Raw genomic sequence first — 21,730 nt, 5'->3', positions numbered from 1 at the left:
TCGCCGCGGTCTATTCCGCGGCTTCGATGAAGCGGTGGCGTTCGTAGAGGAACTTCAACACGGCTTCACGGCATTTGAGATATGTCCGGTCGGAGGCGAGTTCGATGCGGTTGCGGGGGCGCGGCATGGTGACGTCGAGCACTTCGCCGATGCGGGCCGCCGGGCCGTTGGTCATCATCACGATGCGGTCGGAGAGCAGCACCGCTTCGTCGACATCATGGGTGATCATCACCATCGTGTTGCCAAGCCGGGCGTGGATTTCCATCACCGCATCCTGAAGATGGGCGCGGGTCAGCGCGTCGAGCGCGCCGAAGGGCTCATCGAGCAGCAGGATCTTCGGCTCCATGGCAAGCGCGCGGGCAATGCCGACGCGCTGCTTCATGCCGCCTGAGATTTCCGCGGGCCGCTTGTCCCTGGCATGCGCCATCTGCACGAGGTCGAGATTGGCCATGACCCAGTCATGCCGCTCGGCCTTGGTCTTCGTTCGGCTGAAGACCTTGGAGACGGCGAGATTCACATTCTCATAGACCGTCAGCCACGGCAGCAGCGAATGGTTCTGAAAGACGACGGCGCGTTCCGGGCCTGGCTCGTTGACCTCGCGATTTTCCAGGAGCACGGCTCCTGAAGAAACCGGCGTCAGGCCGGCGATGAGATTGAGCAGGGTGGACTTGCCGCAGCCGGAATGGCCGATGATCGAGACGAATTCGCCCTCGGATATCGTCAGGTTGATATCCTTCAGGACTTCGGCGCGCACGCCGCCGCGATCGAAATGCTTGTCGATATGATCGAGCTTGAGATAGGCGTTCATCGTACGGTCCTCAGTTGGCCATGGCGCCGCGGGTGACGAGTTTGCCGAGCGCGGCCACCAGCTTGTCGAGAGCGAAACCGACGATGCCGATATAGGCGAGCGCGACGATGATGTCGGGAAGGCGCGAGGAGTTCCATGCGTCCCAGATGAAGAAGCCGATACCGACGCCGCCGGTCAGCATTTCGGCCGCGACGATGGCGAGCCAGGAAAGCCCGACGCCGATCCTGAGGCCGGTGAAGATGTAAGGGGCTGCCGATGGCAGCATGATCTTCCAGAAAAACTCGAACTGGTTGAGCCGCAGCACCTCGGCGACGTTGCGATAATCCTGCGGAATATTGCGGACGCCGACGGCGGTGTTGATGATGACAGGCCAGATCGAGGTGATGAAGATGACGAAGATCGCCGAAGGGTTGGAATCCTGGAAGGCGGCGAGCGACAGCGGCAGCCAGGCGAGCGGCGGCACCGTGCGCAGCACCTGGAAGATCGGATCGAGGCCGCGCATCGCCCAGACCGACTGGCCGATGATCGCCCCGACGATGACGCCGGCGACGGCGGCAAGACCGAAGCCATAGGCGACGCGCTGCAGCGAAACCAGCACGCGCCAGCCGAGGCCGATATCCTGGGAGCCGTAGTTGAAGAACGGATAGGCGATGAGGTCGTAGCTATCCTGCCAGACCTGGTGCGGCGAAGGCAGGGAGGCGTCCGCCGATGAACAGAGCGCCTGCCAGAGGAGGAGGACGAGCGCCAGCACGACGGCCGGCGGAACGATATTTTGAAGTGCGGTCAGCGCCGCACGGCGAAGATCGATCCGCGAGCCTTGCTTGCCGGAGAATGACAGCACCTTCGCCGCCGGCTTGGCAGGGGCGACTATCGAGGGAGTTTCTTTATTTGCCAGGGCGGACATCAGCGCGCTCCTCACGGGAATGGAAGGCCGGCGCGCCGCGCGCGCCGGAGGCGGGATCAGGAGAGGGCCTTGATCGACAGGCTGTCGAGATAGGCGGAAGGATTTTCAGGATCGAAGACCTTGCCATCGAAGAAGGTCTCCTTGCCGCGCGACGAGGATGCGGGAATGTCGGCCGCGGCGACGCCCAGATCCTTGGCGGCCTCGCGCCAGATATCCTCGCGGTTCACCTGGTCGACCAGCGCCTTGATGTCGGTTGTACCGGGCAGATTTCCCCAGCGGACATTCTCCGTCATGAACCAGGTGTCGTGGCTCTTGAACGGATAGGAGGCGCCGTCCTTCCAGAATTTCATATAGAGGTCGGTGGCCTTGGCCTCGCGGCCGTTGCCGTAGTTGATGTCGCCCCTGAGGCGGCCGAGCACGTCCTTGGTCGGAACGTTGAACCATTGGCGCTTGCCGAGGATCTCGGCCATCTCGGCCTTGTTATCCATGCTTTCGCACCATTGCTGCGCTTCCATGACGGCCATCAGCAGGGCCTTGGCGGCGTTCGGATTCTTCTCGATCCAGTCGGCGCGCAGGCCGAGCGCCTTTTCGGGATGCCCCTTCCAGAGCTCGCCGGTGGTCGCCGCGGTAAAGCCGATGCCCTGGTTGACGAGCTGCTCGTTCCACGGCTCGCCGACACAGAAGACATCCATGTTTCCGACCTTCATGTTGGCGACCATCTGCGGCGGCGGTACGACGATGGTGGAAACGTCCTTGTTCGGATCGATGCCGCCGGCGGCGAGCCAGTAACGGATCCAGAGGTCGTGGGTGCCGCCGGGGAAGGTCATGGCGGCCTTGATCTCCTTGCCCTCCGCCTTCTTCTTCTCGAAGGCGGCCTTCAGCTTGGAAGCATCGAGCTGCACGCCGGTTTCGGCATATTCCTTGGCGACGGAAATGCCCTGGCTGTCGAGATTGAGCCGGGCGAGGATCGCCATCGGCACCGGCTTGTTGTTCTGCGTCACCTTGCCCGTCTGCATGAGGTAGGGCAGCGGCGAAAGAATGTGCGCGCCATCGATGCCGTTGGCCGCGCCGCCGAGCACCAGATTGTCGCGCGTCGCGCCCCAGGAGGCCTGCTTGGCCACATCCGTTTCCGGCAGGCCGTGCTTGTCGAAAAAGCCTTTCTCCTTGGCGATGATGAGCGGCGCGGAATCGGTGAGAGCGATGAAGCCGAGCTTGACGCCCTTCACTTCAGGGCCGGCTCCGGCTGCGAAGGCGCCGGAGGGAAAGGCGGTCTTGACCGCGCCGATGAGGGCGGCCGCGGCCGTCGTCTTGAGCATGCTGCGGCGGGTGATGCCGGTTGTCGAAATCCCAGTCGTCGAAATCTTTTTCATCTGCAGGTTCCCCTCTGCTTGGTGAATTCGCACGCAAAAAAACGCCGCCGGACATTGCTCGCGGGATGGGAGTTTCCCGACAGCAAAGACCTTGCGACGCCATTGTCTCATGCGGACGCTTATGCCGCGCCCATCCGCGCCGGTCGCCGTTGACCGGTGCGCCTAGGAAGAGGCAATCGGCATGCCAACTCCAAAGAAGGCGAGTAACTGTAGGAAGCAAAACAAGAAAATCGGAAATTTCAGCAATGATTATTTGTTGTGCACATAAAGAATGTGGTCACGATTTGTGCGATTGCGAATGCGAAACGCAGCTGCTGAGCGCCATATTTGTGCAGTGCACATAACTCGACCAAGCGAATTGGCGCTTCGAGCGACTGCGAGGCTACAGGCTCGCGTTCATCCACTGAGGGCATCAAAACGGAGCACCTGCATTTAACGCTTCCGGTCTGACGAATCGCGACGCAACGCGAGACCAAAGGCGTCCGCCGCTCTGGTCGCCCCGCCCGGAAAAGTCGCAATTCCCTATATTTTCCAGTAACTTTGAGTGGAGCGGGCTTCGGATTGATCGCGGAAGTAATCGCGCCGGCTAAAGATTCCGAAAACCGAACAAACATCGTTGTTTAGTTAATACTAAATTATCGAATCCGATGGGAGATTTCGCATTAACCGGCAGCGACCGTCCCAAGTTTCTTTGAGGAGACCCGCATGAAGCGCCCGAGTATCAAGCAAGCTCTCATCCTAAAGCTGTCCATCATCAGCATGTTCATACTTGGTCTGTCTTACGTCTCGCTGGACACCATTTCCTCGCTTCGCGCAAATGCTGAACAGGTCGGCACCTTCTGGGTGCATCGGCTGGTGACGGCGCGTGAGATCAAAGCCAACTTTCTGGATCTGAAACTTGCGCACGCCCGATATTTGCTCGAAGACGCCGCGGAGATCGACAACACCGAAAAGCAGGCTATCGCTGCTGCTGCCACTGGGCTCGAGACGGTTGTCGGCGAATACGAGAAAGGCGTGCGCACGGAGCGCGGGCGCCAGCTGATCAATCAGATAAAGCCCGAACTCGACAAATATCGCGCGTTGGCGGAGCAAATGATCGCGCTCGAAGATGGCGGCAAGACAGCCGAGGCAGTCCAGCTTTTCAAGGAGAAGATGGAGCCGCAGGCCGACTTGGTGAACAATGGGGTAGCGGATCTGGTGGCATTCATTCTCAGTCAGACCGAAGGCTTCGTGGCGGCAAGTGATGCTTCCGCAGAATCCGCTTTCATGCTGACCGCTGCGATCGCCTCGCTGGCCTTGCTCGTGGCCATCGCAGGTATCGTATTTGCGATTTCCGGCATTGCCAATCCGATCCGCAATACGGCGTCCGCCATGAAGCGGTTGTCGGCTGGCGATCTCGGCAGCGATATTCCTTATGCCGGCCGCGCCGACGAAATCGGCGAAATGGCCGGCGCGGTTGAAGTGTTTCGTCAGAATGCTCTCAACGTTGTCAGGCTTGAGAAGGAAGCTGCCGAATCCCGCAGTGAGAGCGAGGCGGCGCGCGCTGTAGCCCAGCAGCGTGCCGAACGCGAAGCCGAGCAGTTGCGCTTTGCGACCACGACCTTGGGCGGAGGTCTCCGGCGCCTTGCCGCGGGCGATATATCCTTCCAGCTTTCGGAGCGATTTGCCCCTGACTACGAAGCATTGCGCGACGATTTCAATATTTCGCTGCGGCAATTGGGCGCGACGATCGGCGCGGTGCTCCAGACGGTACACAGCATAGACAATGGAACCGGTGAAATAGCATCCGGCGCCCAGGACCTGTCGAAGCGCACGGAACAACAGGCCGCTTCGCTCGAGGAGACCGCAGCCGCATTGGATGAGATTACCTCGAATGTCGCGATGGCGACGAAACGCACCGAGGAAGCGCGTAATATCTCTGTCGAAGCCAATGTCAGCGCCCAGCGGTCGGCCGCCGTCGTGTCGGAGGCGGAGCAGGCCATGCGACGCATCGAGGACAGTTCACAGCAGATTTCCAACATCATCGGCGTCATCGACGAAATTGCCTTCCAGACGAACCTCCTGGCGCTCAACGCCGGTGTCGAGGCGGCGCGTGCGGGCGAGGCAGGAAAGGGTTTCGCGGTGGTCGCGCAGGAAGTTCGTGAACTCGCTCAGCGAGCCGCGCAGGCGGCCAAGGAAATCAAGGGCCTCATTCAGAAATCATCGACCGAAGTCGAACACGGGGTCAGACTGGTTCTCGAAACCGGGACGTCACTCAAGTCGATCGGCGAGCACGTCGCACACATCAACCGAGCCATGGATGCGATTGCCACTTCGGCGCGCGAGCAGGCTACCGGACTTTCCGAGATCAACACAGCCATCAATCATATGGATCAGGCAACCCAGCAAAATGCGGCGATGGTCGAGCAGTCGACGGCCGCCGCCTCTTCGTTAGCCTCCGAGGCAAGCCGTCTGCGGGAGCTGGTCAATCAGTTCCAATTGGATGATGACAGGGGCCAAGCGAGCACGCGGAACAATACACGGTCGTTGGAGAGCCGCATGCCGTCGCAGGTGGTCGCTCTGCGGCCGGCGATGCAAAGGTGAACTGCGGCCGTCGCCGATCTCGTCAGAAGACTTAGATCTCACGGCCGGCGCACAGCCATCCTTGACCTAGCCCTGAGAAACATAAGATAGAGATGACTGGCAGGTTTATTGATCGAGGCCGGCAATCTTGTTTTCCCAGCGGGATATCGACGTGCAGAACACGCAGCCGACGAGGTCGTTGGAATCCAGAATTTATTCCGTCTATGCCGGCCTTTCTCCATCGGAGCGCCGGCTGGCGGATGTGATGCTCGAGCATCAGATGGATCTTGCCCTCTATACGGCGGGCGAGCTTGCTCGCAAGGCGGGCGTTTCGACGGCGACGGCGGCCAGGCTCATTCGCACCCTCGGCTATTCCTCCTATCCCGCCGCCAAGCGCCAGATCCGCGAGGCGATCCATTGGGGATCGCCGCAGGGCGGCGCGATCGATACCGCTGAGCATGCGGCTGAGGTGCCGACTTTGGCCGCGGTGGTGCAGACCAATATCGACAACATCCGCGCGACCGCCGACGGGACGCCGCCGGAGACGCTGGATGCGATCTGCACCGCCTGCATCGAAGCCGAGCGCATCTTCGTCGTCGGCATGCGCAACGGCTTCGGCCTAGCGCATTATGCCGCGCATTATCTCGGCCTGATCAAGAACGACGTGCGGGTGCTGCCGGCGACCGGCACTTCGATGGCGCATGAATTGTCGGGCATTCGCGAGGGCGATCTGGTGATCTGCTTCGCCTTCCGCCGCCGGCCGCGCAAGCTTCCGCTGCTTCTGAACGAGATCCGCACCACCGGCGCGATCGCGGTTCTGATCACCGATATCAGCGCCGCCGAAAGCGCCAAGGCCGCCGACCATGTCATCCGATGCCGCTGCCATTCGCTGGCGGCGTTCAACTCCTTCACCGCGGCTGCGACGATGATCGACTATATCTCCTGGACCGTCGCGGCGCGGCTCGGTGAGCTCAGCGTCGAACGCTTCCGCAGGATCGACCGGATGGTCGAGCTGATCGACGACGTTGCTACACCGAAGCGGGAAACGGCGCGGCCGAAAGGCTAATCTACTCGCAGGAAATCGCCGGCGCGCGATGGAAAGGCCCAGCCGCGGCGCTTCGAGGGAGCAAGCCCCGATGCCGCCAACATTTCCGCCAGGCGGACGGCGGCATCGATACCGTTGATGACGGGAATGCCGAGTTCCTGCTGCAATGACGCGGCCAGATCCGCCATGCCGGCGCAGCCGAGAACCGCAGCCTCGGCGCCGTTTTCCATTGCCCGCACGATGAGGCCGGAGATCTTCTCACGCGCTCCGCTTTCCGGCCGGTGCAGATCGAGCACGGGAATGTCGCTGGCCAGAACCTGCGGGCAGCGCCGTTCGAATCCGTAGCGCAGAATGTTCATCTTCAGCGTCGGCACCGATCGGGAAAGCGTGGTGACGACGCAGAATTCCTGGGCGACGAGGCTTGCGACATGGAGCGCCGCCTCGCCGACGCCGATGACCGGGCAATGCGACAGGGCGCGCGCCGCGTCTAGCCCGGTGTCGTCGAAACAGGCGATCACATGGGCTCGTGCGCCCTCGGCCTCGGCCTGCTGAATGGCCTGGAGCAGTCCGGGCAGGCAGACCGCGCCGTCGAACGGGCCTTCGATCGCCGAAGGGCCATGGTTCGACTGGCGGATCAGGAGTTCGGTCGTGGGTGCGGCCGATCGCGCCGCGGCGACGCCGATCGCCCGGGTCATCTCGACCGTCGTGTTCGGATTGATGACGGCTATTTTCATGCGATTTCTTCAGCCCCTTGCCATTGCCGGGTCGGAACGGAATCGATCAGTTGCTCATAGGGAATTGGAGCCGTGGTGAGATGACCGGCCGTAATACCCTGCTGCCAGCGGCGATAGCCATCCGCATCGATCCTCGGCGTCGTCCACATGCCGTGCGCGATATAGGTCCGCGCCGCGGACAGGACGATGTTCAAGGGCAGGCTGGGGAAGGTCTCGGCGAGAAAATCGGCGTAGGTCTCCGGATTCCGCGCCAAGATCCATTCCATGCCCCGATTGAGGGCGAGGGCAAAACGCGTCTGGATTTCCTGCCGCTCAGGGTCGTTCTCGCCGAGCGCATAATAGACGCTCCACGGCACATTGCCTCCGGTGACGGGAAGCGGCTGCACGACATGACCGCGGGCTTCCGCCTCCATCCGCAGCGCATTCGGGTAATCGACGATCAGATAATCGCCCATGCCGCCGTGGAAAAGTTCCGAGAGCATGGCGCCGTCGAGATCCTGGATATAGCCGAGCTTGCCGGGGTCGATGCCATGCTCGCGCAGGCACAGTTTGAAAAAGAGCCCGACGCTGGCGCCGTTGCTGCCCTTCATCAGGACGACCTTGCCGGGCAGCGTCTCCCAGCGGAATTCCTCCTGTTTTTCCCGGCCGACGATGGCGAGCGGCGCGCGGGCCGCGATCTGGGCGAAGGGAGTGAAACGCGTGCCGCGGCCAAGATACATGGACGGCACCCAGATGCCGCCGAGCGCAGCCTGGGCGGTTCCCCGGCGAAGCTCTTCCAGCACCAGATCCCAGGGACGCGGCACGCTGACGGTGACGCGCAGGCCCTCCGCCTCGAAGAAGCCCTGCCGCACGGCGACATAATGCGGAAGATAGTTCAGGCTGTGGCCGGTCGCGGCGACATGAAAATCGAACATATCGGCTCCTCAGGCGCTGCAGGAGAGGAGTGGAGCAGGAGCCGAATGCAGCGCCTTGCCGGTCTGTGGCGAATACCAGTTGACGTCAGCCGCGTCGTATCCGAGCGAAGCCCGCGTGCCGATCGCGATATGCGGATTGCCCGAGATACGCACGAAGACCAGATCCTGCCGCAGGAGCGCGCCGGATTGCCTGTCGCCGGGATGGACGATACGGCATCCGAGGATGACTTCGGCGCCGAGTTTTTCCACAAGGCTCACCTCGACGGGAATGCCGGGCTGTTCCGCCGATTGAAGCCTCAGCCGCTCGGGGCGCAGGCCGAGGATCAGTTCCTTTTCGGCCGGCAGTTCGCCGGGATGCGTGAAGGCCGCGCCGGCCTCGAGCGTCAATTGCTGCCCCTGCCGCCGGACGGGGAGAAGGTTCATCGGAGGCGCGCCGACGAAGCGGGCGACGAAGGTGTTCGCCGGATGCTCGTAGATCTCGTCGGGCGTGCCGATCTGCTGGATCTCGCCGCGATTCATCACGATGATCTTCGTCGCCATCGTCATGGCCTCGACCTGATCGTGGGTGACGTAGACGAAGGTTTTGCGCACGCGCTGATGCAGGGTCGATATCTCAGAGCGCATTTGCGTGCGCAGCTTGGCATCGAGATTGGAGAGCGGCTCGTCCAGAAGATAGAGCGAGGGATCGCGCACCAGCGAACGGGCGAGCGCGACACGCTGGCGCTGGCCGCCGGAGAGGCTCGCCGGACGCCGGTTCATCAAGGGTGCGAGTTCCAGCTGTTCGGCGATCTGGTTGGTGCGCTCGACGATATCGGGGCGGCGCATCAGCTTCCAGCGCATGACGCTGCTGACGAGCGGTATGTGATGCCATTTGCGGAATGCATCCATCAGCAGCGGGAAGGCGATGTTTTCGCGCACCGTCATATGCGGATAAAGCGCATAGGACTGGAAGACAAAGGCGACGCCGCGCCGGCTGGGCGTCCAGTCGTTGACATCCTCGCCGTCGAAACTGAGGCTTCCCGAGGTGATGCCGGTCAGCCCGGCGATCATGCGCAAGAGGGTGGACTTGCCGCAGCCGGAGGGACCGAGGAGGACGAGGAATTCGCCGTCATCGATCGAGGCATCGAACTGGGGAATGACGGTGGCGTCGCCGAAATTCTTGCTGACGCCTTTCATGGTGATCTGAGGCATGGGGATTATCCCTTCACTGCACCGGCGGTGATGCCGGCGACGATCTTGCGTTGAATGAGAAGGAAGAAGACGACGGCCGGGAGGCTGAAGATCAAAGCCGCGGCCATGACCGCGAAAGCGGCGTCTCGTACTGGCCGACGAAGGATGCAAGCCCGACGCTGGCCGGCCAGAGGTCTCTGTCCATCAGGAAGGTTGCGGCGAAGAGATATTCGTTCCAGCCGGCAAAGAAGGAAATCACTGCGGCTGCCGCCATCGAGGGCGCGATGATCGGCAGGATGATCATCGTCAGCACGCTGATGCGCGGGCAATTGTCGATGACGGCCGATTCCTCGATCTCGTAGGGAACGGCATCGATGGCGCCCTTGATGATGAAGGCGGCCACCGGCAGCGAGAAGCCGACATTGGCGAGCACCAGGCCGAACAGGCTGTTCAGAAGCCCGAAGGTGATGAACATGGCGTAGAGCGGCACGAGGATCAGCGCCTCGGGAACCACCTGCGTCATGAACATCAGGAAGCCCAGGATGCTCTTGCCGTGGAACTTGAAGCGGCTGAGGGAGTAGCCGGCAAGGGCGCCGAGCACCAGGCTGAGGACGGTGGTTCCGACAGCAACGATGCTGGTATTCATCAGCCAGCGCATCAGCGGCAACTGGGAGAGTTCGCCGATCATGGCTGGCAGGTTGGCTAGCTGCGGCCACGGCACCTGGCCGCTGTTGTAGAGTTCGGAATTCAGCGACAGCGCCGTTGTCGCCATCCAATAGATCGGGAAGCCGCCGAAAACCGTGAGCGCGAGAACGAGCAGGATATGCAGCAGGCGGGTCGGGATTTGATGGAGATTGCTCATCGCGAACTCATTTTCTGACGGCGGTGGTTGAAGAGCGCATGGATCGCCGCGACTGAGAGCGCCAAGACCAGGCCGACCACGCCGTAGGTGCTGGAGAGGCCGAGGTCATGGTTCTCGAAGGCGACCTGCCGCAGCTTGACGATGAGGGTGCTGGTGCTGTCGACCGGGCCGCCGCCCGTCAGCAAGTAGATGATGTCGAAGCGGCGGATCGACCAGACCATGACGAGCAGGGAAACGAGCTGCAATGTCGGCAGGATGTGCGGCAGCGTCACCGACTTGAAGACGTTGAGCTTGTCGGCGCCGTCGACGACCGCCGCCTCCTTCACCTCTTCCGGAACGGATTGAAGGGCAGCCAGCATCACCAGCATGACGAAGGGCGCGACCTGCCACACCGTGACGAGAAGAATCGAAGGCAGCGCCATCTCGGTGCTGGTCAGCCAGGAGATCCGTTCGAGGCCGAGACCGGTGACGATCGTGTTGAGGATGCCCGAGCGCTCGTTGAAGATCCACAGCCACACGAGCGCGGCGGCGACATTGGGAACCGCCCAGCCGAACAGCAGGATGCCGCGCACCAGGGTGCGGCCCGGAAACGGCCGGTTCAGCGCAAGCGCTGCGATGAGGCCGACGGTGACGCCGATCACCACGGCCATGACGGAATAGATCAGGGTGATCTGCAGCGTCGTGTAGAAATCCGGATTGTCGAGCAGTCTTTCGTAATTCCGCAATCCGATGAAGCTGCTGCGGTTCGGGTTGGCGAGCCGCGTGCGGGTGAAGCTCAGATAGATCTGCTTGCCGAGCGGCCAGAACATGAACACCAGCAGATAGAGGGCCGGCGGGATGACGAAGGCATAGGGCAGAAGTCCGTTCAGCCGTCTGCGGGCTGTGGATTTTCGGGCGGAGTATGCTGGGACGGCCAGGGGCCGCTCCAGCAGGGTTTGGTCAGTCATGGCCCATTTTCCTTGTTGATCAGCGGCTCGTTCGTCAGAACATGCCGTCGACTTTTTCCTGAGCCTTTGTCAGCGCTGCGGCAGGATCGGTGCCCTTGATCAGCACTTCCTCGACGGCTTCCATGACGGGGCGCATGATCTGCGTCGTCTCGACCTCGTAGCCGGGAATGAGCACCGAGCGCGACTTCTGGGCGATGTCGGCAAAGACCGGAGCCCAGGGATTGGCGGCCACGAACTCTTCCGTCAGCGGCACGTCGGTTGCCAGCATGTCCGGTCCGGAAGCCTTGCGCAAATCGGTCTGGCCCTCCGGGCTCATCAGCCATTTCAGGAAGTCCTTGGCTTCATCGGGATGCTTGCTGTTGGCGTTGACGACGACATAGATCTGCTGATGGGCGCCGGGATTGGGGAAGGGCAGGGGCGCCGCATGCATGTCGGCGCTTTTGATCGTGCCGCCGGAGCCGATGTTGAGCGTTCCGCCGGAGTTGTCGATACTGAAGCCGACGCGGCCTTCCTTGAAGCGTGTGCGCTGGGTCGGCATATCATCGCCGACAGGAATGATCTTCGCATCGTACATCTTCTTGAATTCGGTGACGGCCTTGACCGCTTCGGGCGTGTTGATCGTCAGCTTGCCCTTGTCGTTCACCCAGTTGACGCCATAGCCATAGGCCCAGCTCTGGAAATCCATGTAGAAGCCGGAGAAGTCGTTGATCTGGTGACGCGAGGTGAAGCCGATGGCGCCCGTCTTGTCCTGTACGGTCTTGGCGCTTGCGATGAGCTCGTCGATGGTTTTCGGCACGGCGGCGCCGGCCGTTTCGGTCAGCTTGCCGTTATAGATCAGCGCGTAGGCCGCGCGCTGCCAGGGAACGCCGAGCGTCACGCCGTCGACGATGCCGTTCTTCGCTGTGGCGTTGAGCGTGACACCTTCGGTCGCAGAGCCGACGTCGACGAGAAGGCCGGCATCGGCGAGCGCGAAGAAGACGCCTTCCTGGATGATCGCCACATCGGGCCCTTGGCCGGCGCCGAACTCGGTCATCAGCCGGTCGCCATAATCCTTCGACGGAATGCCGAGGGATTCGAGCTGGACGTTGGGTGCCTTTTTTTCATAATTCTTGACCGCCTTCCACAGCGCTTCGCCGCGCAGGGCGTCGAGCCATTGGGAATTCGAGACGACGAGGTTCACCTTGTCTTGCGCCGTGGCAGGTGCTGCCGCAGCCAATGCCATGATGACGGCGCAGGCGCCGGAGAGCAGGGAAATTCTATTCATTTTCGTTCACCTCTTTTGTTTGTTTTGTCGATTTATCGTTGTTGTTGGGTCAGGCCTTGACGCGGTAGGGCGCCAAGGACGTGTTGCAGCTCAAATTCTCGCAGCCGTCGTCGGTGACAAGATAGCAGTCCCCGACATTGCAGCCCGCCACCAGCGGATCGAGCCACTGCGAATGCAGGACGAAGGTCATGCCCTCCTCCAGCCGGTCATGATTGTTGGAGGCGATGTTGTAGGGCTTGAATTTGGCCATCGAGACGGAGTGGCCGACATTGGGATTGTGCGGTCCTCTGGTCGCGGGATAGACATGCATCAGCCTGCGCCCCTGCCGCTCCCAATCGGCGTCAGCCACGTAGCTGCGCGGGACTTGGCGGGGCGATCCGTCTTCATTCGATTGCCAGTTATAAGGCATCGTTCGACTGTCGGCCGATTTCAGGTATCCACGGCGGATATAGGGCTCGAAGGATGCGTTGGCGACTTCGGAGACCAAGACGCCCGGGCGCACACGCGCCGCCGCCGCCTCGACGCCTTCGACGCACATCTGCAGGACTTCTTCCTGTTGGTCGGTGATGTCGCCAACGGCGATCATGCGGGCGATCTGCGCGGAGTAGCCGTGATAGCTGACGCTCGAAATATAGAGATTGACGAGGTCGCCGGGGCTGACGACATGGCCATAGGGCTTGCCGCAATGGGTGCCGTAGCGGTTGACGCCGATCTGATAGCCATCGCCCCATTCGCCGCCGCGCGCCATCTGGGCAAAGGTGAAGGCCGCATAGATCTGGTGATCGGTCACGCCGGGACGGGTGACGTGATAGGCGGCCTGGATGCCGATATCGGCCAGTTGCGCCGCCGCCCGCACGATCGCCTGCTCGCGCTTGCTGCGCCGCCGCTGCATCCGTTCGATGATGCCGGCATCGGACACGAAGCGGCTACGCGGCAGACGGGTCTTCAGGCCGTCCCAATAGGGTGAGGAGGTGGCATCGCCGAAAAGGCCGATCTGGCTGCAGGCAAATCCCCGTCCCTCCAGATGAGCGGCGACCGCCTCGACGACACGGTCGACGGTCCGGCCGGGCCGGTTGTAGGTTTCGCGCCCCCAGGTGCCGATCTGCCAGATATCCTCGACGAGCACCGGTTCGCCGGCCGGCGGCAGCAGGACGGAACTGCTGAAGAAGGAGAACAGCGCCATCGGCAGATCCTCGTCCGTCGGAATGACGAGCACGCCTTCGCGCATCCAGTCGCAGATGTAGCGCAGATAGGAATTCGACACGCGGTAGGAGCCGATGGAATCGGCATGGACGAGGATGAGATCGTGGCCGGCCATGGTGGCCTCGCGCCGGATATGGCGCAGGCGTTCCGCGAATTCTTCCTCCGGCAGCGGATTGACCGGCTCGAATTCGAAGCTGGGCTGGAACCCGTCGAGAAGGGCTTCAGGCGACAATGGTGCGGGAGCGCGTTCGGACCGTGTGAGCATTCATGTGGTTCCTTTTTTTCAATTAAGAGCGCAACGGCCGCGCTTTGCAATAAATATTTCATATGTGGAAAATGCTGCGCGAAAGGCGTTGTAAGAAAAATACTCGTTAGCGGGATAATTATTTCAGCCCCGGTAATATGAAGATTGAACAAGTGTCGAAAATGATTTGAATATCCCTGTTTCGGTGATCTCCGCCGTGTAACGGGAAAGCAGAATATCTTCGTAATTTTTTTTACAAGATTTTTCTGGATGGCGCCGGGGCGGAGCCTGCCGCGAAAGATCGGGACGCGAATTTCGCCGGATTGGGGTCTGCGCGGCAGCGCTTCGGCTGCGCAGCATGGCGGCGCGATTGCCGCGAGATGCCGATTAGCACTCTATAAAATATTCAATGAGACATTTGGGCGAACGAAACAGCGAGATCGCCTTTGAGCACAAAACGGTCCAGAACGAATGTCGAGCTAGAGAACCTGCTTCGCCAGCTTGGCCTGGCTCTCGAGGCGTCCGGGATCGGCATCTGGCAGCACAACATCGCGAAGAACCAGACGCGGTGGGATGAGCAGCTCAAGGCGATCTATGGCGTGCCCAAGGCACCGCTCGATGTCATCTGGCTCGACAGCGTCCATCCCGACGACCTGGGGCCGACCAATGCGGTGTTTCTGCGCGCGATAGAAACCAAATCGGATTATGCTTCCGAGTTCCGCATCATCCGGCCGGACGGCGCGGTGCGCTATCTGCGCTCGCGTGCCCGCTATTTCGTCGATGCGAGCGGCGATCCCTGCTTTGTCGGTGCCGAATGGGACGTGACCGACGACGTGCTTCTCAACAAGGAGCTCGAAAGAAGCCGGGAGGAGGCGCGGCTCGCCGCCGACCACGATCATTTGACCGGGCTTCTGAACAGGCGCAGCTTCGACTTCGCCCTGGCCGAATTTGCCAGGAAAGAGAGCGTCAAGGTCACGCTTTTCCACATCGACGTCGATCACTTCAAGGAAATCAACGATCGTTTCGGCCATGCGGTCGGCGATTTCGTTCTCTGCCATGTCAGCAAGATTCTGCTGAACGCCATTTCCGCGGGCGGTGTCGCCGCGCGTCTTGGCGGCGATGAGTTCGCCATCCTCATCCCGGAAGACGAAGGCGCCCGGATCGATGCGGTGCTCGATCATATTCAGGAAAGCCTGGGCAATCCGATTCCTGTCGGCGATCAGACGCTGATCGTCCGATGCTCGATCGGCGTTGCCAGTGCTGCAAGCGCCGATTTTGCCAAGCTGCTCTCGCATTCCGATCTGGCGCTCTATCACGCCAAACGGAATGGGCGGAACCGCGCCGAAGTCTTTTCCGATGAGATGGCTTCGGCGCTCGCCAACGAAAGGCAGCTTGCCCAGGATCTCCGTTCGGGACTGGCGCTCGGCCAGATCCGCCCCTTCTATCAGGTTCAGGTCGACGCCAGGTCGTTGCGGATCAACGGCGTCGAGGCGCTGGCGCGATGGCACCATCCGACCAGGGGAATTCTCGCGCCGTCGCATTTCCTGTCGCTCGCCGCATCGAACGGACTGGTCGCAGAGCTCGATGACGTCATTCTGAAAGCCGTTCTGTCGGATATGGAATCCTGCGCTGCGCTTGCCGGGATCCGGGTGTCGGTGAACCTTTCCGCCGACCGTCTCGACGATCCCGAGTGGATCACCAGGCTCGGCGCGTTCGACATACCGCCCGGCCGGCTGAGCTTCGAGCTGATAGAAACGATATTCCTCGACAGCCTGAGCGATCAGGTGCGGGAGAATATCCAGACAATCAAATCCTTCGGCATCGACATCGAAATCGACGACCTCGGCTCTGGCCATGCCTCCTTGCTGGGCCTCCTCGAGCTGCGGCCGGATCGCGTCAAGATCGACCGCCAGCTGGTGATGCCGATCCTGCAATCGGTGCCCAGCCGCCGGCTGGTCAGCTCGCTGGTCGACATAGCGCGCGCCCTCGATATGGAAGTCATCGCGGAAGGGGTGGAAACCCTCGACCATGCCCAGGTGCTTGCCGGTCTCGGCGTCCACACTCTTCAGGGCTATGCGTTCGGGCGGCCGCAATCCTTTGCCGATCTGACGGCGCGGCTGGAGCAGGAAGCGCTGGAGGTCCGGCAAGCCGGCGCCGTCCGCGCGAGCTGATGAGGCGGGCATGTCGCATCCTTGCGACTGGCCGCCCTTTCTCTCCCCGCCTTCTTTTTCGACAGGGCGGGGAGATTTGCTGAAAATGGAACAGCTCCTACTGGCACGCAGGCAGGCCGCCCGGATTATGAATGGCGGCAAAGCCGACGCCGTCGATCGTGTTGTCGCTGCGGGCCATGAAGCAGTAATTGTCATTGGGTTCGGGCGCTGCGACGATGCAGGAATTGACGCCGGCCGGAATGACGTAGTTGTCCAATCCGTTGATCGCGAAAACGGTCGCCGTTCCGTTCGGATGCGGCACCGGCTGCTTGGTGAACAGGATCGCATCGTTCGGCGCGGCGACGGCAATAGGCTGAAAATTCCGGCAGTCGGGCGAAAAGGCCAATTGCGCGGCGGCCGGCAGAGCGGTCGCGAGGAGAGAGGCGGCGGCAATGACAAAGCCGGCAGCGGCCTTGCGGCGGCGTGATGTCTGGCCAGCGAATTTCGGTGCGATGTTTAGCATTGATATGCTCCCTATAAGCTCGGGGTTTGGATGGCTGAACGTCGGTGATGAAGCGGATTTCTGGGTCTATGGTCCTCCTGTCACCAAAAAGGTTCCGTTGGCGTTGTAGGTGACGGTGAAGCTTGCGTAGCCGGTGGTGAAATCGCAGCGGGCGGCGTTGGTCTCGTCGTAGGGCACGACGGTTCCGGCCGGCTGGTAGCCGGTTTTTACGAAAAAGACCTGTTCCGGGATGCAGCTCAGGACGGCGTTCGGCGCAGGGGCGACGAAGCTCGACAGGATGATCGACTCATCGTCGTTCAGGGCGGCGACGCCGCAATAAAGTTCCGGAGTCGGCAAGGGCGTATAGGTGGGTACGTTCATGGCGAAGGCGCCTGTGGGGATCCCGGATTGATAGGCGGGCACGGAAAGACCCAGCGGATCGAGCGACAGACTCGTGCAATTGTCAGGTGAGCCGCTTGCTGTGGTGAGCGTGATCGCCCGGGCGGCCGTGGTTCTGGTGACGATGGATCGTGTGTTGGCATCGAGTGCGATGAGCGCGATCAGCTGCGAGGGCGGCGCCGATTGCATGGTGCTGAGGGCACCGGCGTAGACCTGTCTGTCCAGGCCGAAATTGATCTGGGCTCCCGAACTTCCGTAGTTGCCGACGCTCTGGCAGCAGAGGCTGCTCGCGAGCACCGAAGGGTTCGTCATAGACGGGAAAGCGGCCTGCTTCTGGAAGAGATAAAAATATTGCGTGGTCTGCGATTGGTTCCGAACGTTGATCTGGTAGGACGAACTGGTCATGGCGTACGGCGCTCCCGTCTGAGACCCAGCCTACCCGTCGTCTCGGCGGATGGCGGCAATCGCGCGGATGGTGCGCATGCGGGTGAGGAGGGGACGCCCCACCCGCATGCTGCCGAGGCTTACTGGCGCTGCACGCTCCAGGTGCCATTGGCGTTCAGGGTGACGTTGCAGACGGTGTAGCCGCCGGTGAAGTCAGCGACGGCCGCATTCACGCTCGACTGCGTGAAATCCATGACGCTGCCCGGCGTGTAGGCGCCGGTCTGGACATAATATTTGAGGATCGGCTGGCAATCGGTATTGCTGAGCGGATTTGCCTGGACGAAGTTGGAAAGCACGATGCCGCCATTGACCTCGACGGCGGAGCCGACGTTGTAATAGGGCGGCGAGGTGAAGCTCGGGGTGGTGATGCGGAACGCGCCAGGCTGCACCCCTTCACCGTAGGTCGGTGCGGAAAGGCCGAGCGGACTGACCGTTGCGGTCGTCCAGTCGTTGGGCTTGCCGCTGCCGCCCGCCGCTGGAGCCAGATCGACGGCGCGGCTGGCCGATGCATAGCCGGAAGCGGAGCCGATAGCCGGCGGCGTATTCGCCTGCTGGATACCGGCATAATATTGCAGGTTGACCTGGAAGGTCAGAATCGAGCCTCCGGAATCGTAGTTGACGAGGGTCTGCGAGAAAAGGCTGTTCGAATAGACTTGGCCGCCGCCGGTATAAATGGCCGGCTGCTGGAAGAAGAAGAAGCCCTGCGCCTGGGGTTCGAAGTTTTTCACGTTGATGGTCAGCAAAGTAGACATGGTCGACGACCCTTCTCGGTTGAGAGTGAAAACAAGGGTTTCCGCGGCGGCGAGGCAGGCGGATGAGCCGTTTTTGCTGATACCGTTGTTGAAACCCTGACGAGAAAGATCATTGATGATCTGGAAAATAGCAACTTAAACGTGTTGAGCGCAGATTGAAAAATCTGCGCAGATTTGCGCCTGGGGTTACGGGTGCTCCGGGGGAATGGATTCGACCAGGCCCATGAGATTGGAGCGGGCTGCCGCGGGCCGGTCGCGCAGTGCCAGAACCAATTGCAATTCGGTGGCCGAGACCGGGCTGTTCCTGTGCCAGTCGATGGTGCCGCGCCCGAGCAGCAGCCAGTCGAGGGAAACATCAAGGAGGTGCGCCAGCGCGCAGGCGCTTTCGAGCGAGGTGTGGCCGCCGTTCTGCCAGCGCGAAACGGCGGCGACGGAGACGTTCAGTTCGGCCGCAAGTGCATGAACTTTGCGGAACTTGCCGCGGGATATCGCCTCGCGAATGCGTTTGCCGCGTGCCAGGTCGTGCGTCATCGGAATCCTCCCCATGTTTATATTGTTTGGCGGTCATGGAGAGCGTTTGCCGGTCAATATCAGAAGTCGCTTATGAAAATGAAAGGCAAAGCGAAGCGCCGGTCAATCTGGTGAAATATCCATATTGCCGGGGCCGTCCTCCCCTTGTGAAACTTCGGTGATCAGGAGGACGGAGATGCTGCGGATACTCACCAGAGACATGTTCGAGATCGATCGGCTAGCCTTCGATGAAATGTTTCGCGCACGCGCGGCCGTCTTCCGCGACCGGCTGGGATGGCAGGTCGATGTCAGGGACGAGTGGGAAAGGGATCGATACGACGAGACGGAAGATCCCGTCTACATCGTGACGCAACGGCCTTCCGGCACGCTGACGGGCTCGCTGCGCCTGCTGCCGACCACGGGGGCGACGATGCTCAAGAGCGAGTTTCGTCAATTCTTCGATGAGCCCATCGATGTCGACAGTCCGACGACCTGGGAATGCACCCGTTTCTGCGTGCATCCGCTTGCCGGAGAGATCGATCAACATTCCTCGCGCACGGTCGCCACGGAACTGCTCTCCGGGCTTTGCGATCTGGCACTCGATACCGGCATCGAAAGCATCGTCGGCGTCTACGATGCCGCGATGATCGGCGTCTATCGCCGGATCGGCTGGAGACCGACGCCGCTTGCTAGATCCCGGCCGGAAATCGGCAACCTCTTTGTCGGCCTGTGGGACGTTACGGCCGACAATTGCCGCATACTTCGCGCCAACCTGTCCCGCCTTCTCGAACAAGCCTCCCGCAATCCCGCCGAGGCCGTCGCCGGCGAAAGGCATGGCGGCATCAGGTGATCTCGGGATCGCTGGAGAGCGGCGCCGCCCAGAGTGAGATATGCCGCTGCCGGACCTTAACCTATTTTTCACGTCGTGCCGGGGATTGGGCTTTTATCAGCAGTCGCTAAATGATACCAATACGAGCAGTAAAGCAAACACACAACTGCGAGTTCATCTCATGCTGAGCAGTTCTCGTTTTTTCTACAGTCTGGACCGGATCTCCGCATCGCCGACATTGCGGGATCTGGAAGCAACCCTGGACGAGGTCCGCCATATCTACGCCATCTCGCATATGGTTCTGCATGTAACCCGCACCTCGGGCGGCAATGCCAGCAATCCGTTGCTGATGCTCACCTATCCGCCCGAGTGGGTGAAGCAATATCTCGAGCGGGACTATTTCAGCATCGATCCCATCGTCCGCCTTGGCCGGCGCGGCTTCCTGCCGGTGGAATGGTCCGCTTCGAAATGGGATTCGGGCCGGGCGCAAGGCTTCTTCAAGGAGGCGATGGCCTTCGGCGTCGGCCGACAAGGTATCACCTTGCCGGTGCGCGGCCCGCAAGGGGAGCGATCGCTGTTTACCGTCACATCCAATCATCCGGATGCCTATTGGCGTCAGTTCCGGATGGACAGCATGCGTGACCTCCAGTTTCTCGCCCACCATCTCCATGACAGGGCGATGGTCTTGTCAGGCATGAGAAAGACCGCGGATTTTCCGCAATTGTCGCGCCGCGAACTGCAATGCCTGGAGATGACCGCCAATGGCCTTTTGGCAAAGCAGATCTGCGCCCGCCTGTCCATTTCGGTCAGCGCCGTGCAGCTCTATCTCGCCTCGGCCCGCCGGAAGCTGACCGTCGCCACGACGAGCGAAGCGGTGGCCAAGGCCACTGCGCTCGAGCTGATATAGCTTGAAATGCTCAGTTTGACGTCAGGCCCGCGGGCGAGGGCGGTCAACATCTTCGTGGACAAGCGGGCTGGGAAACCTTACATTAGCGCTCGGTATTACCTTTGACTAAGGAGGCTCCATGGCATCGCCGACCTCACTCAAGCTCGATGACGAGTTGAAGGGCCGTGTCCAGCAATTGGCCGAAGCCCGCCGCCGCTCGTCTCATTGGATCATGCGGGAAGCCATTGCACAATATGTGGAGCGCGAGGAGAAGCGCGAGAGGCTGCGGCAGGAGACGCTCAATGCCTGGGATGAATTTCAGGCGACCGGTCTGCACGTGACCGGAGATGAGGTTGAGAACTGGCTTTCAACATGGGGAACTGACGAAGAGCTGCCCGCACCCGAATGCCACAAGTAATCTTCTCCCCGGCTGCAATCCGTGACCTTGAACGGTTGCGGAAGTTCCTCCGGCCGAAAAATCCATCGGCCGCCAAGCGAGCAGGCGAAACGATCCTCAGATCTGTGCGGGCTCTCGGTCTTAATCCGCATATGGGACGTCTTGTCGACGATCTGCCCGAGCAATACCTGGAATGGCTCGTCGATTTCGGCGACAGCGGGTACGTGGTTCGCTACCGTATCGATGGAGACGCCTTGATGATCCTGGCGGTGCGGCATCAGAAGGAAGCGGGGTTCTGATAGGAATGCAAGGAACCGTGCTCAGCGTTTTCCCTTCGTCCGTGTCGCCAGAACGTTGCGGATCGAAAAGCTCGAATGAATTCTGAGCACGCCCGGCAAGGCTGACAATATCTCCTTGTGGATCCGCTCGAATTCGCCCGCATTGGCGACTTCCACGCGCAGGAGATAATCCGAGCCGCCCGTCATCAGAAAACATTCCCGGATTTCCGGGTGCCGGCGGACCGCCGCTTCGAAGCGGTCGAGATAATCTTCCGTCTGCCGTTCGAGGGTGATGTTGATGATCACGGCGATCATCGCATCCGCATTGCTCGTATCGAGCAGCGCCGTATAGCCGCGGATCACGCCCGTCTTTTCCATGATCTTGATGCGCCGGAGGCAGGCCGATGGCGACAGGCCGACCTCGGCCGCGAGCTTGGCATTGCTCATGCGGGCATCGAGGCGCAGCAGTCTCAGGATGTTGCGATCGGTGGTGTCGAGAGCGGGCATGATCGATTGTTCCAAATTTTCATCGACTATGCGCATAATATGCAAGTCA

The 21,730-nt window shown here is 61.2% G+C and carries 22 protein-coding genes; 7 read left to right on the top strand and 15 right to left on the bottom strand.

Features of this window, described 5'->3' with window-relative positions:
• Positions 1-10 precede the first annotated feature (10 nt).
• From CO670_RS11975 to CO670_RS11965, 3 genes are read right to left on the bottom strand one after another with little or no spacing between them, the layout of a single operon-like run.
• Positions 11-808 carry an ABC transporter ATP-binding protein gene (locus CO670_RS11975; RefSeq protein ID WP_010021888.1) on the bottom strand — a complete coding sequence of 266 codons (798 nt, stop codon included), beginning with the start codon at positions 806-808 and terminating at the stop codon, positions 11-13.
• 10 nt (positions 809-818) lie between these two features.
• Positions 819-1,712 carry a nitrate ABC transporter permease gene (gene ntrB, locus CO670_RS11970; protein WP_097590431.1) on the bottom strand — a complete coding sequence of 298 codons (894 nt, stop codon included), beginning with the start codon at positions 1,710-1,712 and terminating at the stop codon, positions 819-821.
• Positions 1,713-1,768: 56 nt separating this feature from the next.
• The gene (locus tag CO670_RS11965) at positions 1,769-3,082 is read right to left on the bottom strand and encodes a CmpA/NrtA family ABC transporter substrate-binding protein (RefSeq protein ID WP_097590430.1); all 1,314 of its coding nucleotides are present in this window, start codon (positions 3,080-3,082) and stop codon (positions 1,769-1,771) included.
• Between the two features lie 705 nt (positions 3,083-3,787).
• Here CO670_RS11965 and CO670_RS11960 point away from each other — a divergent pair.
• Together CO670_RS11960 and CO670_RS11955 are read left to right on the top strand one after the other, a co-directional pair.
• Positions 3,788-5,665 carry a HAMP domain-containing methyl-accepting chemotaxis protein gene (locus tag CO670_RS11960; protein ID WP_097590429.1) on the top strand — a complete coding sequence of 626 codons (1,878 nt, stop codon included), beginning with the start codon at positions 3,788-3,790 and terminating at the stop codon, positions 5,663-5,665.
• Between the two features lie 151 nt (positions 5,666-5,816).
• Positions 5,817-6,710 (top strand): MurR/RpiR family transcriptional regulator, encoded by an 894-nt coding sequence (locus CO670_RS11955; protein WP_245425807.1) that lies wholly within the window; start codon positions 5,817-5,819, stop codon positions 6,708-6,710.
• On the opposite strand, the gene CO670_RS11950 is transcribed toward CO670_RS11955, so the two are convergent.
• From CO670_RS11950 to CO670_RS11920, 7 genes are all read right to left on the bottom strand, one after another.
• Positions 6,707-7,423, bottom strand: a complete 717-nt coding sequence (locus CO670_RS11950; RefSeq protein WP_097590428.1) for an aspartate/glutamate racemase family protein — start codon at positions 7,421-7,423, stop codon at positions 6,707-6,709. The genes CO670_RS11955 and CO670_RS11950 overlap by 4 nt on opposite strands.
• A complete protein-coding gene (locus CO670_RS11945; protein WP_097590427.1) occupies positions 7,420-8,337 on the bottom strand; it encodes an ABC transporter substrate-binding protein in 918 nt (305 codons plus the stop codon). Before CO670_RS11945 ends, CO670_RS11950 begins: the two co-directional genes overlap by 4 nt.
• Before the next feature lie 9 nt (positions 8,338-8,346).
• Positions 8,347-9,528: an ABC transporter ATP-binding protein gene (locus tag CO670_RS11940; protein WP_097590426.1), complete on the bottom strand. Its 1,182-nt coding sequence runs from the start codon at positions 9,526-9,528 to the stop codon at positions 8,347-8,349.
• A 91-nt stretch (positions 9,529-9,619) separates the two neighbouring features.
• Positions 9,620-10,369, bottom strand: a complete 750-nt coding sequence (locus CO670_RS11935; protein WP_348628102.1) for a carbohydrate ABC transporter permease — start codon at positions 10,367-10,369, stop codon at positions 9,620-9,622.
• On the bottom strand, positions 10,366-11,316 hold the full coding sequence (locus CO670_RS11930; RefSeq protein ID WP_097590425.1) for a sugar ABC transporter permease: 951 nt from the start codon (positions 11,314-11,316) through the stop codon (positions 10,366-10,368). Before CO670_RS11930 ends, CO670_RS11935 begins: the two co-directional genes overlap by 4 nt.
• A 34-nt stretch (positions 11,317-11,350) precedes the next feature.
• Entirely contained in the window at positions 11,351-12,580 is a 1,230-nt protein-coding gene (locus CO670_RS11925) for a sugar ABC transporter substrate-binding protein (RefSeq protein ID WP_097590424.1), read from the bottom strand.
• A 49-nt stretch (positions 12,581-12,629) separates the two neighbouring features.
• Positions 12,630-14,048, bottom strand: coding sequence for a Xaa-Pro peptidase family protein (locus CO670_RS11920; protein ID WP_097590423.1), 1,419 nt, complete (start codon positions 14,046-14,048; stop codon positions 12,630-12,632).
• A gap of 425 nt (positions 14,049-14,473) precedes the next feature.
• On the opposite strand from CO670_RS11920, the gene CO670_RS11915 reads away from it, so the two are divergent.
• Positions 14,474-16,198 (top strand): EAL domain-containing protein, encoded by a 1,725-nt coding sequence (locus CO670_RS11915; RefSeq protein WP_245425806.1) that lies wholly within the window; start codon positions 14,474-14,476, stop codon positions 16,196-16,198.
• Positions 16,199-16,295: 97 nt separating this feature from the next.
• Here the strand turns inward: CO670_RS11915 and CO670_RS11910 are convergent, their stop codons facing one another.
• The 4 genes from CO670_RS11910 to CO670_RS11895 form a co-directional block, all read right to left on the bottom strand.
• Positions 16,296-16,700, bottom strand: coding sequence for a hypothetical protein (locus CO670_RS11910; protein ID WP_097590422.1), 405 nt, complete (start codon positions 16,698-16,700; stop codon positions 16,296-16,298).
• Between the two features lie 66 nt (positions 16,701-16,766).
• Positions 16,767-17,483, bottom strand: coding sequence for a hypothetical protein (locus CO670_RS11905; protein ID WP_141502266.1), 717 nt, complete (start codon positions 17,481-17,483; stop codon positions 16,767-16,769).
• Between the two features lie 119 nt (positions 17,484-17,602).
• The gene (locus tag CO670_RS11900; protein ID WP_097590421.1) at positions 17,603-18,274 is read right to left on the bottom strand and encodes a hypothetical protein; all 672 of its coding nucleotides are present in this window, start codon (positions 18,272-18,274) and stop codon (positions 17,603-17,605) included.
• Positions 18,275-18,460: 186 nt separating this feature from the next.
• The gene (locus tag CO670_RS11895; RefSeq protein ID WP_097590420.1) at positions 18,461-18,805 is read right to left on the bottom strand and encodes a helix-turn-helix transcriptional regulator; all 345 of its coding nucleotides are present in this window, start codon (positions 18,803-18,805) and stop codon (positions 18,461-18,463) included.
• A 175-nt stretch (positions 18,806-18,980) separates the two neighbouring features.
• Here CO670_RS11895 and CO670_RS11890 point away from each other — a divergent pair, with 175 nt between their 5' ends.
• From CO670_RS11890 to CO670_RS11875, 4 genes are all read left to right on the top strand, one after another.
• Positions 18,981-19,634 (top strand): acyl-homoserine-lactone synthase, encoded by a 654-nt coding sequence (locus CO670_RS11890; RefSeq protein WP_097590419.1) that lies wholly within the window; start codon positions 18,981-18,983, stop codon positions 19,632-19,634.
• 160 nt (positions 19,635-19,794) lie between these two features.
• Entirely contained in the window at positions 19,795-20,520 is a 726-nt protein-coding gene (locus CO670_RS11885; RefSeq protein WP_097590418.1) for a LuxR family transcriptional regulator, read from the top strand.
• A gap of 118 nt (positions 20,521-20,638) precedes the next feature.
• Positions 20,639-20,917, top strand: a complete 279-nt coding sequence (locus tag CO670_RS11880) for a CopG family ribbon-helix-helix protein (protein ID WP_097590417.1) — start codon at positions 20,639-20,641, stop codon at positions 20,915-20,917.
• Positions 20,905-21,195: a type II toxin-antitoxin system RelE/ParE family toxin gene (locus tag CO670_RS11875; protein WP_097590416.1), complete on the top strand. Its 291-nt coding sequence runs from the start codon at positions 20,905-20,907 to the stop codon at positions 21,193-21,195. Before CO670_RS11880 ends, CO670_RS11875 begins: the two co-directional genes overlap by 13 nt.
• Positions 21,196-21,216: 21 nt before the next feature.
• Here CO670_RS11875 and CO670_RS11870 read toward each other — a convergent pair whose 3' ends face one another.
• Positions 21,217-21,681 (bottom strand): Lrp/AsnC family transcriptional regulator, encoded by a 465-nt coding sequence (locus CO670_RS11870; protein WP_097590465.1) that lies wholly within the window; start codon positions 21,679-21,681, stop codon positions 21,217-21,219.
• Positions 21,682-21,730: the final 49 nt, after the last annotated feature.

This window comes from Rhizobium sp. J15 (assembly GCF_002531825.1).
In the GTDB taxonomy this organism is placed as follows: Bacteria; Pseudomonadota; Alphaproteobacteria; order Rhizobiales; family Rhizobiaceae; genus Rhizobium.
Note: the sequence above shows the minus strand (reverse complement) of the source record. Positions and strands in the feature narration are given on the sequence as shown.